This window comes from Prosthecobacter sp. (genome assembly GCF_049294395.1).
Classification (GTDB): domain Bacteria; phylum Verrucomicrobiota; class Verrucomicrobiia; order Verrucomicrobiales; family Verrucomicrobiaceae; genus Prosthecobacter.
In genome coordinates, this window is the sequence record NZ_JBAQCR010000360.1 from 48,313 (window position 1) to 60,211 (window position 11,899).

Consider the following 11,899-nt stretch of genomic DNA (forward strand, 5'->3'; position numbering starts at 1 on the left):
ATGGGAATCGTCAAGCCAGCCGTTTTCGCGCGGCGATCAGGCCGTGCTTGGGGCCAAAGACAAAGGCGAGGGCGAACATGGCCGCCTGTGCCAGTACAATGCAGGCACCGGTGGCACCGTTCATGAAGTAGCTGGCATAGACACCGAGGCAACTGGCGAGCACGGAGGAACAGGCGGCGATCCACAGCATGTGATCAAAACGATCAGTCAGCAGCCGCGCGGTGCAGCCGGGGGTGATGAGCATGGCCACGACGAGGATAATGCCGACGGCCTGGAGCGAGGCCACGATGGTGGTCGCGAGGACGGCCAGCAGGATGTAGTAAAGTAGGTTCGTGTTCAGGCCGATGGCGCGAGCATGGGCAGGGTCAAAACAGAACAACAATAGGTCTTTGCGCATGAAAAGAATGACGGCGAGGGTCAGCAGCGATGCGGCAAGCGTCTGGATCATGTCCCCACGCTCAATGCCGAGGATGTTGCCAAAGAGAATGTGATTGAGGTGTGCATCGGTCTCCACCTTGGTGAACATCACGAGACCAAGCGCGAACAGCCCGGTGAAGACGATGCCCATGACTGTGTCCTCCTTGATGCGTGTGTTGGATTTGATCCAGCCTGTGGCGGTGGCGCAGAAAAGGCCGGAGACGAACGCCCCGATGGCGAGCGGCAGCCCCAGCATGTAGGCCCCGACAACGCCAGGCAAAACGGCGTGGGAGATGGCATCGCCCATCAGCGACCAGCCTTTCAGCACGAGGTAGCAGGAGAGCACGGCGCAAACCGCCCCGACGAGGGCGCCGACGAGCATCGCCTCGTTCATGAAGCTGTATTGAAACGGGGCGAGGAGGTTCATGCGGAGGCGGCACGGCGTTGGGCGCGGGCCGCGAGCAGGCCGTGTTTTGGAGCGAAGGCGAGAGCGATGAGGAAGATGACGGTTTGCAGCACGACGATGCAGCCACCGGTGGATCCGTTCAGGAAGTAGCTGGCATACGCGCCCACCACGCCGCACAAGACACCGGTGAGGGTGGCGATGCCGAGCATTCTGCCAAAGCGGTCGGTGAGCAGATAGGCCGTGGCCCCGGGAGTGACGAGCATGGCGACGACGAGGCACGCGCCCACCGTCTGCAAGGCTGCGACCGCAGTGGCGGAGAGCAGCGCGAGCAGCAGGAAGTGCAAGAAGCGCGTGTTCAGGCCGATGCTGCGTGCGTGGCCTTCATCAAAGCAGTAGAGCAGCAGGTCCCGCCATTTGAGTCCGAGGATAAGGATGGCGCCTGCGGAGATGATGAGCACCTGCAGGATGTCCGGATCGGAGATGGCAAGAATGTTGCCAAAGATGATCGTGCGCAGGTTGAGATTGCTCGGGTACAGTGAGAGCAGCAGCAGACCCAGGGCGAAGAAGCTGGTGAACACCACGCCGATCACCGCATCTTCCCGCAGCCGCGAGTTGTGCTTCACCCAGCCCATGCCCAGCGCCGCCAAAATGCCGGCGACGAAGGCGCCGACGGAAAACGGCAGGCCCAGCATCCAGGCCAGCGATACGCCGGGCACGATCGCGTGAGACAATGCATCGCCCATCAGCGACCATCCCTTCAGCGTGATGAAGCAGGACAAAAACGCACACACCCCGCCGATGAGGCCGCTGACGAGAATGGCCTTCACCATGTACTCGTATTGAAACGGCGTGAGGAGTTCCGTCATTCGCCCACCTCCATCTCCCGCTTCTTCACCAGTTTCTCGCGTCCCTGGCGGTCCGTGTACTCCAGATGGCCGTCCTTGCCAAACACGAGCGGGCGCTCGTCGTCAGTGAGCAGCTTCACGGTGCGGCCGTCATGCTCCTGGATGGTGGAATGCTCAAAGTGGAACTGGCGCAGCACACCTCCAAAAGCGCGGGTCAGGTTGTCTTCAGTGAACACGATCTCGGTGGGGCCGAAGGCGAGCACTGTCCGGTTAACCAGCACCACCTGGTCGCAAAACTCAGGAACGCTGCCGAGGTTGTGGGTGGAAACGAGGATGATATGGCCCTCTTCGCGCAAGGCCCGCAGCAGTTCAATGATGGCGGTTTCGGTCTGCACGTCCACGCCGGTGAAAGGTTCGTCCAGCAGCATGATGCGTCCCTTTTGTGCCAGCGCACGGGCCAGGAAGACACGCTTCCTTTGTCCGCCGGAAAGCTCGCCGATCTGGCGGTCTTTGAGTCCGCTCATCCCCACGCGTTCCAGGCATTCCTCTGCCACGCGCTTGTCCTCCATCCGCGGGATGCGCAGGAAATTCATGTGCCCGTAGCGCCCCATCATCACCACGTCCCAGACGCTGACGGGGAAAGTCCAGTCCACCTCCTCCGCCTGCGGCACGTAGGCGACGAGTTTTTGCTTGCGCGATTCCTCCACGCTCCGACCCGCGATGCGCACTTCGCCTTTGGCAGGCCGCAGGAATCCCATGATGGCCTTGAACAAGGTGCTTTTGCCGCTGCCATTGACTCCGACGAGGGCGCAGATGGTGCCTGCTCCGAGGGTGAACGTGGCGTTGTTCAGGGCCACGTGGCCGTTTGCATAGGCCACGGTGACATCTGTGACTTCAATTGCGAGCGGAGGGAGGGCGGCGGGCATGTCAGGGTTGAGCGAACGCCTTCACGATGATGTTGGCGTTGTATTGCAGAAGCTTCAAAAACGTCGGCGCGGGGCCGTCGTCGCTGGTGAGCGAGTCCACATATAGCACACCGCCGTAACGCGCACCCGTTTCCTTTGCCACCTGCAGCATGGCCTTGTCGCTGATGGTGCTTTCCGAGAAAACCACCGGGATTTTGCTTGCCCGCACGGTGTCGATGACCTTTCGCACCTGCTGCGGCGTGCCTTCCTGGTCCGCATTGATGGGCCACAAAAAAAGTTCCTTCATGCCGTAGTTGCGCGTCAGATAGGAAAAGGCGCCTTCACAACTCACCAGCCAGCGCTGTTCCTCCGGGATTGCCTCCAGGGCTTTGCGCACAGGCTCATCCACGGCGCGGAGTTCGGCGGTGTAGGCGGCGGCGTTCTTCGTGTAGGTCGCTTCGTTGGCCGGATCGAGTTTCACCAGCGCTTTGCGGATGTTTTCGACGTAGATGACAGCGTTGGCCGGAGACATCCAGGAATGCGGGTTGGGCTTGCCGGTGTAGGGGCCTTCCGCAATTCCCATCGGCTCGATGCCCTCTGTAAGCACCACGCTGGGAACATCCCTCACCTGCTGGAGGAACTTTTCAAACCAGCGCTCCAGGCCCAGTCCGTTCCAAAGCACGAGATCGGCGTTCTGCGCTTTGACGAGGTCAAGCGGCGTCGGTTCATAGTCGTGAATCTCAGCGCCCGGTTTCGTGATGGACTCCACGATGGCCGCCGTTCCGGCGACATTCTGCGCCATGTCCTGAATGATCGTGAAGGTCGTGAGAATGCGTTTCGGCCCGGACCTGACCTTTTCAGGGGAGGGGCCGCATGCCACAAGAGTGCCGAGGAGGAGCAGCAGAGCTGGCTTTTTCATGGCAGCGACGGCGCGGAAGACTTCTGGCAACGAGCCTCCTATGTGTGAGCGCCAGCCAGTTTCGGGGGTGTTTTCCATGGGTATGGGGATAAAATTAGAAGCGGAAAGAGACGCCCACAAAGGGATTCAGCGTTTGATTGCCATTGAAGAACCAGTTCATCCCAACATCGAACTTCAGGTCTGGGGTGACAAGGTAGGTGAGGCCTCCGTCGAACGAGGACTGCAAGTAACGTTCTTCGCTATTAAGCCAGCCTTGGTAGGTCTCAACGTAAAAGGCCAGCTTCTCGGTCAGGTCACGTCCAATCGCGAGGGTGAAGCCGGGCTCGAAATAGCGCTGCCGCTCATCCGTCACCGCCATGGCCAGGAAGATGCTGGAGCCGAGTGCCCAGCCGCCGCCGATGTCGAGCTCCTGATTGATGGTGAGACCGTACTCCCAGGCGTTGTTGCCGAATCCTGTGGTGGCGGTGGGCACCTTCACCCAGGGCAGCATGGCCAGGGCGTAAGGGCCATCATCATTGCCCACCAGACCGGTCTTCATGCGCAGGTAAATGTCCCCGCTGCCGCTGTTTTTGTCCGTCAGGAAGCCGTCGGCATCCTTTTCCCGATGAAGCAGACGCGGAGCCCAGCCGATCTGCAGGTCCGTGTTATGTGTGATGCCGTATTTGAAGATGAAATCGCACAGGGAGGTGTCCTGGGCCTGCTCACTTGCTCCATAAGTGCGGCTGAAGGAGACCAGGTTGCTTTCGACTTGAAACCAGCCTTTCGGCACGGTGTGGGCGGATTCCGTCTGGTCCGGGCGGTCAGTGCTCAGCGGGCGCACCGGCTGCTGCTCAGCTGCGTAAAGGGCGGCCGAGGGAATTGCCAGGCATGTGAATAAAGTGAGATATGCGCGCATTAGAATGTTAGTCCGGGCTAAAAACATCAGGCTGAGAAAAGCACAAGTGTTAATTTTAGCCTGGGCTAACATTTTCCGGCGAAATGATTCGCTTTGCCTCCGCCGACGCCCCGGCTAAAATTCAGCAATGCCTGCCAAGCGCCAAGAACCCACTGCGCATGTTCACTCTCCCGCCATCGAAGATTATCTCGAGCAGATCCACAATCTGATCGAGGGGAAGGGGTACGCCCGCGTGGTGGACATCGCCAAGAATCTGGGGATCTCACAGGCCAGCGTGACCAACATGATCCAGAAGCTCGATGCCGAGGGTTTTGTGGTCTATGAGCGGTACCGCGGGGTGGTTTTGACCGATGAGGGGCGCAAGGTGGGGGCCGAGATCGCGCGGCGGCACGAGGTTTTGACGCGCCTGCTGGCAGGTTTTGGACTCGATCCGCAAACCGTTCACGAGGATGTGGAGGGCATGGAGCACCACATCAGCCGCCAGACGCTGGACGTGCTGACCTTGCTGATGGAGGAGTTGGAAGGCAATGCAGTCTTGATGCGCAAACTGAGGCGCAAGCTGGCAGGCCTGACCTGACCGGCGTCGCTTAAAGGATTATCTTGCGGCCGGTGAAGAAAAAATTACAAGCTTGTGATAGCCACCATGACAACTTTGCGTTTAATCATGGATTCGATCCCATAATGCGCTGGTACTTGTACATCTCCTCCATCTTGGTCCTGCTGACGCTGGGCGTGGAGTTGTGTTCAATGCATGGCGCCCCGGTGGTGAAGGATCCATCTCACCTTGCCTGTGTTTTGGATGACGATGATGCTGAAGTGAAGCAGGGCGCAGTGCGCGAGCCTTCCTTCACTGAATGCGATTCATTCATTTTGGCAGGACTGAATTTCATGGCTCAATGCCAGAAGACAGACTTGGTTTTGTCGCTCGAAGAAGCTGCAACCTTAAAAGTCTGCTCAGGTGTCCGCCTGCACCGGTGGTTGTGCCGGGAATGCTGTTGATGATGGGAGAAAGTGCTGCTGAGCATGTCCAAGGAATGCTCTGAACACGCAGCGGGAATGCCGTAAACAGGCACGGGGTTTGCTATACACAGCTGGTGAGCAGGTGCTTTGCCCCAGCTTCCATTCTTACATCACGGCTGGACCGATTCGGTCTCTGTCAGTCCATGCCGAAGTTGCTTTTTCTCACGAGATCATGTCTTCCAATTTCATTGATAATGAACACTCTTCTTTCCATTTTTTTCAGCCTGCTTCTTACCGGCGTTGCGTCTGCCGGTTCGGTCATGCTCAACGTTAAATCTGCCAGCGAAAACAAAACCGCCGACAAGAAAAAAGCCGAAGTCACACGTGCTTACTGGCTCAATGTGCGTGTCACCAACCCCTCCGGCATCAAGCTGGAAGGAGCGACGCTGAAATGGACCTTGTTTGCCGCCAATCTTCGGCGCGGTGCGGACAGCATCGTGGTCGAGAAGTCCGGTGATATCCAAATCAGCGTGGATGCCAACGGCAGGTATGCGGACCTCACCACTCCCAAGGTGGCCTTTGTTTTCACCCCCATGCATTCGGAGCGCAAAGGCAGGTCTTCCATCACAGTCGAGGAGGCCGGACATCGTTACCACGGCTTTCATGTGCAGGTGGTGAGTGGAGATGCTGTTCTCGGGGAGATCTGGAGCAACGAGGCATTGCGGAAGCAGCAGCTCAAGTAACCCTTTGGATCCGAGGTTGATCGAGCCCGCCATTTTAAGAACTTAAGGCAAACTGTCCGCTGTCAAAACTGCCGCCATCTGATGCGTGGCAGTTTTGCACCGACTCTTTGAGTGCACGGTGAGGCAGTGTCTTTTTTCACGATACCTTTCCCGAAAAGCCATCCTCGATTTTCAGTCATTGATCATTCGGGTCCCGCCAAACTCCGTCAGTTAACACAACCGGATCATTCATCCACCACAGGGCCTTAATTGGCAGAATGCCGCCACGCATGGCGCAGCATCGAATGAATCGAAACTTCCTCCCCAAATGTCATTGATGAGTCCATCTTCCATGAAAACCTGTCTTTACCTTCTGCTCTTGACGCTGGGCCTGGAAATCCAGGCGATTGCTGCGAATCCCACAGCCATGCCAGAGGAGGCCGAGGGGCCGTCCGCTGAACGCCTGGCCGAACTGACCAAGTCCACCTCCCGGCTGACGCCGATCAAGCTGGAGGATTACCTGGCCAAAGTGGCTGCCTCAAACCTCGGTTATGCGTCACAGCGCTACAATGTGTCGATCGCCGAGGCTCAGATCATGGCCTCGAAGGTTTTTCAAAACCCGGTGCTGCAAATCGGCAACATGCGGGATGTCTCCAACAGCGGTGGGCAAAAGCTCCCGGGTTTTTACAATGGGTACATCTCACAAACCATCGAACTCGGCGGCAAGCGGCGCGAACGGCAGCTGGTGGCCCGGAAGAACTATGCGGCGGTGGCCTCCAATCTGCAGAGCTTCCTGCAGAATCTGCGGCTGGATGCCTCGGGTGCCTATGCAGACGCCATTGCCATGGGCCGGGTGGCTTCCCAGTATCAGCGCACCGCTTCCCTGCTGCGGGACCTGCTGCAGGCTCAGCAGGAGCGCCAGAAGGCGGGAGACATCAGTGACGTGGATCTGTTGCAGACACGTGTCGAAGTCCGCCAGTATGAGGCCGAGCTCCTCAATGCTCAGGCCCAGGCCACAAACGCTGAACTTGGCCTCAATGCCTTTCTGGGGCCGCAGTTTTCCAGCACTCACTGGCAGCCCGTGGGGACCTTGGAGGTCACACCGCAAAGCACGGATCTCTTCAAACTGCTTTCCAGCGCCATCCGCAATCGCCCGGACCTCGTGGCCATGCGCCATCGGCGTGATGCGTCGGGCGAAAACATCAAGCTGGAAAAAGCGAATCGAGTTCCCGACCTGACTGTGGGCGTGGGATGGACCAACAGCACCTACTCGGGCAACACCACCTCTCCCCAGCCAAACTACAACATGATGGGATTGCAGTTCTCTCTGCCCCTTCCGATTTGGAACCGGAACAAGGCCGGCATCGCCACTGCGCAGGCTCAGGCAAGCCAGTCTCAGCTGGATCTGGATGCTGCAGAAGTTCAGGCAGGAGTGGATGTGCGCCGGGCTCTTTCCCTCTATACCACCGCCCGTGAGCGTGTGGATCTTTATCAAGGCGGCGTCTTGAAGGATGTCGATGCCGCTTTGGAAAAGCGCGTGGTCAGCTACAAGCGCGGCGGCTCATCGCTGCTGGAGCTGCTGGATGCCCAGCGCAAGGCCAACGAGGTCTGGCAGAGTTTTTACGACGCACAAAGCGATCATGCCCGGGCGGTCATTGAACTGCATCGCGCCGCCGGCATCTGGATCATCCACTTCTGAACCCACTCACTCATGCAAATCATCAAATATTCATGGCTTCTGGCGCTGCTGCTGGCGTCCTGCAAACCGGCTCCGGTCGTTGAGATAGATCCGTTTCCAGTCAAAGTGGAAAAGACCCATCTGATTTTCACGGCGGGTGATCCCCAGCTGAAGTCGATCGGAGTTCAGCCGGCGAAGGAGAATGACACGGTGATCCTGCACCTGACCGGCAAGCTGGTGTGGAACGAGGACGTCACCACGAATGTCTTCTCTCCTCTGGCCGGGCGTGTGGCCAGCATCAAAGGTGCGCGTGGGCAGAAGGTGAAAGTGGGGGATGAACTGGCCCGCATCACATCGCCGGATTTTGGCCAGGCCCAGGCAGATGCTGTGAAGTCTGAGGCGGACCTGGCACTGGCCAAAAGAGTGCTGGAGCGCACCCGGGATTTGCTGAAGCAGGGCGTGCTGCCTCAGAAAGAACTGGATACGGCTCAGAACGCTTTTGATGACGCTCAATCAGAGCGTGATCGTGCCGTGGAGCGCCTGGCCGTCTGGGGCGGGCGCGGCGGAGATGTGAACGGCGCGTTTGCACTCAAGGCGCCCATGGACGGAGTCATTGTGGATCGCAATGTGCAGCCCGGGCAGGAGGTGAGATCTGATCAGATGCTGGCGGGCATGGCCGTGGTGGCTGCTCCGTTGTTCATCATCTCAGATCCTGAATCGTTGTGGGTTCATCTGGATGTCAGCGAGCAGGATTTGTCGAACCTGCAGGTGGGGCAAAAGCTGGAGATTCGTTCCCGGGCATATGGCGACCGGGTTTTTCCGGGAGCGCTCACGGTGATCGGGCAGTCGCTGAATCCAGAAACACGCACCGTGGTGGCCAAAGGCATGGTGTCCAATCCGGAGAAACTGCTCAAGGCGCAAATGTACGTGGATGTGAATGTCATCACGCACGTACCCAAGATGCCGCAGGTGCCGATCAAGGCCGTCTTCTTGCGGGAGGGCAAAGCCTGCGTGTTTGTGCGTGCTTCAGAGACCACTTTTGAAATGCATCAGATCACCACCGCTGCGGAAGATGCCGGGCATGTCTTCGTCAGCAAAGGACTCAATGCCAACGAAGCGGTGGTCTCAGAAGGGGCTCTCGTTTTGGAGAGTCTGCTTGATGCCAACACCAGCACCGCAAACTCCGGCGCAGAGAAGTCCGAACACTAAACGTCATGGGCACGCTCACCAAATACGTTCTTAAACACCGGCCCATCGCCTTTGCGCTGATGGTGCTTTTTGTGCTCGCCGGTGCGCTGGCCTTCAACCGCCTGCCGGTGGAGGCTTATCCAGATGTCACCAATGTATCAGTGCAGATCATCACGCTGCTGCCGGGGCGTGCCGCCGAAGAGGTGGAGCGCCTGGTGACGGTGCCCATCGAGAATGCCATGAACAGCATTCCCAAGCGGTCATCCATCCGCTCGGTTTCGCTCTTCGGTCTCTCGCAGGTCACCATCGTTTTCGAAGATGATGCCGACCGCGCCTACTGCCGGAACATGGCTTTCCAGCTGCTTTCCAGCGTCAGTCTGCCGCCGGATGCGGACGCACGCCTCTCGCCAGACACCACGCCCGTGGGGGAGATTTACCGTTACACGCTGGATGCACCGAAGAGCATGCCCTCCACCGAGTTGCGCGCCGTGCAGGACTGGATCGTGGAGCGCCAGCTGCGTACGGTTTCCGGGGTCGTGGATGTCATCGGTTTCGGCGGAGCCACCAAGCAGTATCAGGTGCTGATCGACCCCATGAAGCTGCTGTCGTATGACATTTCGCTGCGTCAGGTGCTTGATGCGCTTTCAGCTGGAAACAAAAATGCGGGCGGCGCCTACATCGAGCACGGGCCGGAAATGTTCATTGTTCGTGGTCTCGGCTTTGTGCAGTCGCTTGAAGACATCGGCTTGATCGCTGTGGAGACACGTGGGGGCACTCCCATTCGCGTCAAAGACCTGGGTCGTGTGCTCATCGGCGAGCAGCTGCGCCTCGGGCGCGTGGGGCGCAGCATTCCAGCCGAACATTTTGATCTGGATGACGCCATCGAAGGCATTGTGATGCTCCGCAAAGGGGAAAACGCCATGGATGTGCTCGAAGGGGTGCGGGCAAAGATCGACATCATCAACACCAAGTTTCTGCCTGCCGGAGTGCATATCCACATGCACTACGACCGCACCAATCTCATCAACCGCACTCTGCACACCGTGCATAAAAACATGGCTGACGGCATCGGGCTCGTGCTGCTTGTCCTCATCATGTTTCTCGGTCTGGGAAACATCCGCTCCGCGCTCGTGGTGGCGGCTGTGGTGCCGCTGTCGTTGCTGGGCGCCTTCCTCATGCTGGATCTGCGCGGCATTCCTGCCAACCTCATTTCCATGGGGGCCATCGACTTCGGCATCATCGTGGACTCCGCCGTGGTGGTGATCGAGGATCTGCTGCGCATGATGCATGAGCGGCGGGATAAAAAAGAGTCCCTCTTCAAACTGCTGCCCAAGGCCGTGGGGCAGATGGGACGCCCCATCCTCTTTTCCAAAGCCATCCTCCTCACGGCTTTTCTGCCGCTCTACACCATGCAGCGGGTGGAAGGGAAAATCTTCAAGCCGATGGCTCTCACGCTGACCTTTGCTCTGATAGCTGGAACCATTCTGGCTCTGACCATTGTGCCGCTGCTGGCCAGTTACGCGCTCAAGAAAGGACCCGGAGAGAATGAGTCCTGGCTCGTGCGCATCCTCCTGCGCATTTACCGCCCGTCGCTTGGCTGGGCGCTCAAGCATGGTCGCATGGTCGTTCTCAGCGGTGTGGTCATGCTGGCCGTTGCGGGAGTTGTTTCCTCTCACACGGGTACGGAGTTCCTGCCAAAGCTGGACGAAGGCTCCCTCTATATCCGCTCTTTCCTGCCGCAGACCATCTCGCCCTCCGAGTCCGCCCAGATCATGCGGCGCCTCCGTGGTGTGCTGGCCTCCTTCCCGGAATCCAAATCCATCATCACGCAGAATGGCAGGCCGGACGATGGCACTGACGTCAATGGCTTTGATGTCAGTGAAACTTCCGTGGATCTTTATCCGCGCGAGGAATGGAAGACCGCCAAGGATCGGGACGGCCTCGTCAAGGCCATGAAGGCCAAGCTCAACATCGAAGTGCCTGGCGTGCAGTTTCAGTTCAGCCAGATCATCGAGGACAACGTCAATGAAGCCATTTCCGGCGTGAAATCCGAGCTGAGTGTGAAAATCTTCGGGGATGAACCCGAGAAGCTCCAGCAGCTTGCCGATCAAATCGTGGACATTCTCAACACCGTTCCGGGAGCTGCTGATGTCGGCACCGATCGGCTCATGGGACAGCCTCAGGTGCAGATCGCCGTGGACCGATCCGCCATCTCCCGCGCCGGGTTGTCGATGACGGATGTGCAGTCTGTGATCGAGACGTCCATGGGCGGTTCCGTCGCCACCAAGGTGCTCGAAGGTGAGCGCACCTTTGATCTCGTGGTCAAAATGATCCCTCGCTCCGTGGCCAGCATTGACGGCATCCGGCGCATTCCTGTTTCCGGATCCGATGGCGAACGGCTCACGCTTGGAGCGCTGGCTTCTGTGGATGTGAAGCCTGGCTTTGCCCGCATCTATCGCGAAGAAAACGCTCGTTTGACCGCTGTGAAGCTCGCAGTACGCGGGCGCGATCTGGGAACGCTGGTGGCGGAAGCGCAGCAGAAGGTCAATGCTCAGGTTGTCCTGCCCAAAGGATTTCGCCTGGAATGGACCGGTGCCTTTGAAAACCAGCAGCGCGCAGTCAAACGCCTGATTCTGGTCGTGCCCATCACACTCGTTGCCATTTTCTTCCTGCTGTTCACCGCCTTTGACTCCGCGAAGCTCGCCACTCTGATCCTGCTCAATGTTCCCTTTGCTGCGGTGGGTGGGATTCTCGTACTACCGCTGGCGGGGCTCGCGATGTCCGTTTCTGCCCTTGTAGGTTTCATCGCTCTTTTTGGTGTGTCGGTTCAGAACGGGGTGCTGCTGGTCGAGCGCATTCGTGAATTGCGCAAGGAAGGCATGCGCATGGCCGAGGCGGTTCGCGAGGGCGCCATCAGCCGTGTGCGACCGGTCGTGATGACCGCCGCCATGGCCGCCCTGGGCC

The 11,899-nt window shown here is 58.7% G+C and carries 11 protein-coding genes; 6 read left to right on the top strand and 5 right to left on the bottom strand.

The genetic code is table 11. From position 1 onward, the window contains the following. Positions 1–10 precede the first annotated feature (10 nt). The 5 genes from WAW39_RS24210 to WAW39_RS24230 form a co-directional block, all read right to left on the bottom strand. The gene (locus WAW39_RS24210) at positions 11–844 is read right to left on the bottom strand and encodes a metal ABC transporter permease (protein ID WP_422321734.1); all 834 of its coding nucleotides are present in this window, start codon (positions 842–844) and stop codon (positions 11–13) included. Then, the gene (locus WAW39_RS24215) at positions 841–1,689 is read right to left on the bottom strand and encodes a metal ABC transporter permease (protein ID WP_422321735.1); all 849 of its coding nucleotides are present in this window, start codon (positions 1,687–1,689) and stop codon (positions 841–843) included. The genes WAW39_RS24210 and WAW39_RS24215 overlap by 4 nt, the downstream gene beginning before the upstream one ends. After that, entirely contained in the window at positions 1,686–2,594 is a 909-nt protein-coding gene (locus tag WAW39_RS24220) for a metal ABC transporter ATP-binding protein (protein WP_422321736.1), read from the bottom strand. Before WAW39_RS24220 ends, WAW39_RS24215 begins: the two co-directional genes overlap by 4 nt. Position 2,595: 1 nt before the next feature. Next, positions 2,596–3,492 (bottom strand): metal ABC transporter substrate-binding protein, encoded by an 897-nt coding sequence (locus WAW39_RS24225; protein WP_422321743.1) that lies wholly within the window; start codon positions 3,490–3,492, stop codon positions 2,596–2,598. 94 nt (positions 3,493–3,586) lie between these two features. Then, positions 3,587–4,387: a transporter gene (locus tag WAW39_RS24230; protein ID WP_422321737.1), complete on the bottom strand. Its 801-nt coding sequence runs from the start codon at positions 4,385–4,387 to the stop codon at positions 3,587–3,589. Positions 4,388–4,514: 127 nt separating this feature from the next. Between WAW39_RS24230 and mntR the strand changes: the two genes are divergently transcribed. From mntR to WAW39_RS24260, 6 genes are all read left to right on the top strand, one after another. Continuing rightward, positions 4,515–4,964, top strand: a complete 450-nt coding sequence (mntR, locus tag WAW39_RS24235; RefSeq protein WP_397380837.1) for a transcriptional regulator MntR — start codon at positions 4,515–4,517, stop codon at positions 4,962–4,964. 32 nt (positions 4,965–4,996) lie between these two features. Further along, a complete protein-coding gene (locus tag WAW39_RS24240) occupies positions 4,997–5,386 on the top strand; it encodes a hypothetical protein (protein WP_422321738.1) in 390 nt (129 codons plus the stop codon). Between the two features lie 215 nt (positions 5,387–5,601). Continuing rightward, positions 5,602–6,090 (top strand): hypothetical protein, encoded by a 489-nt coding sequence (locus WAW39_RS24245; RefSeq protein ID WP_422321739.1) that lies wholly within the window; start codon positions 5,602–5,604, stop codon positions 6,088–6,090. Between the two features lie 331 nt (positions 6,091–6,421). Then, a complete protein-coding gene (locus WAW39_RS24250; RefSeq protein WP_422321740.1) occupies positions 6,422–7,768 on the top strand; it encodes a TolC family protein in 1,347 nt (448 codons plus the stop codon). A gap of 12 nt (positions 7,769–7,780) precedes the next feature. After that, positions 7,781–8,956, top strand: a complete 1,176-nt coding sequence (locus tag WAW39_RS24255) for an efflux RND transporter periplasmic adaptor subunit (RefSeq protein WP_422321741.1) — start codon at positions 7,781–7,783, stop codon at positions 8,954–8,956. A gap of 5 nt (positions 8,957–8,961) precedes the next feature. Further along, a partial coding sequence (locus WAW39_RS24260; protein WP_422321742.1) for an efflux RND transporter permease subunit occupies positions 8,962–11,899 on the top strand: 2,938 nt, incomplete at its 3' end.

Excerpts from the sequence above, each read along its gene's own strand:
- WAW39_RS24250 (WP_422321740.1), top strand. The coding sequence starts at position 6,422 with ATGAAAACCTGTCTTTACCTTCTGCTCTTGACGCTGGGCCTGGAAATC.
- WAW39_RS24255 (WP_422321741.1), top strand. The coding sequence starts at position 7,781 with ATGCAAATCATCAAATATTCATGGCTTCTGGCGCTGCTGCTGGCGTCC.
- WAW39_RS24220 (WP_422321736.1), bottom strand. The coding sequence starts at position 2,594 with ATGCCCGCCGCCCTCCCTCCGCTCGCAATTGAAGTCACAGATGTCACC.
- WAW39_RS24245 (WP_422321739.1), top strand. The coding sequence starts at position 5,602 with ATGAACACTCTTCTTTCCATTTTTTTCAGCCTGCTTCTTACCGGCGTT.
- WAW39_RS24215 (WP_422321735.1), bottom strand. The coding sequence starts at position 1,689 with ATGACGGAACTCCTCACGCCGTTTCAATACGAGTACATGGTGAAGGCC.
- mntR (WP_397380837.1), top strand. The coding sequence starts at position 4,515 with ATGCCTGCCAAGCGCCAAGAACCCACTGCGCATGTTCACTCTCCCGCC.
- WAW39_RS24230 (WP_422321737.1), bottom strand. The coding sequence starts at position 4,387 with ATGCGCGCATATCTCACTTTATTCACATGCCTGGCAATTCCCTCGGCC.
- WAW39_RS24210 (WP_422321734.1), bottom strand. The coding sequence starts at position 844 with ATGAACCTCCTCGCCCCGTTTCAATACAGCTTCATGAACGAGGCGATG.
- WAW39_RS24225 (WP_422321743.1), bottom strand. The coding sequence starts at position 3,492 with ATGAAAAAGCCAGCTCTGCTGCTCCTCCTCGGCACTCTTGTGGCATGC.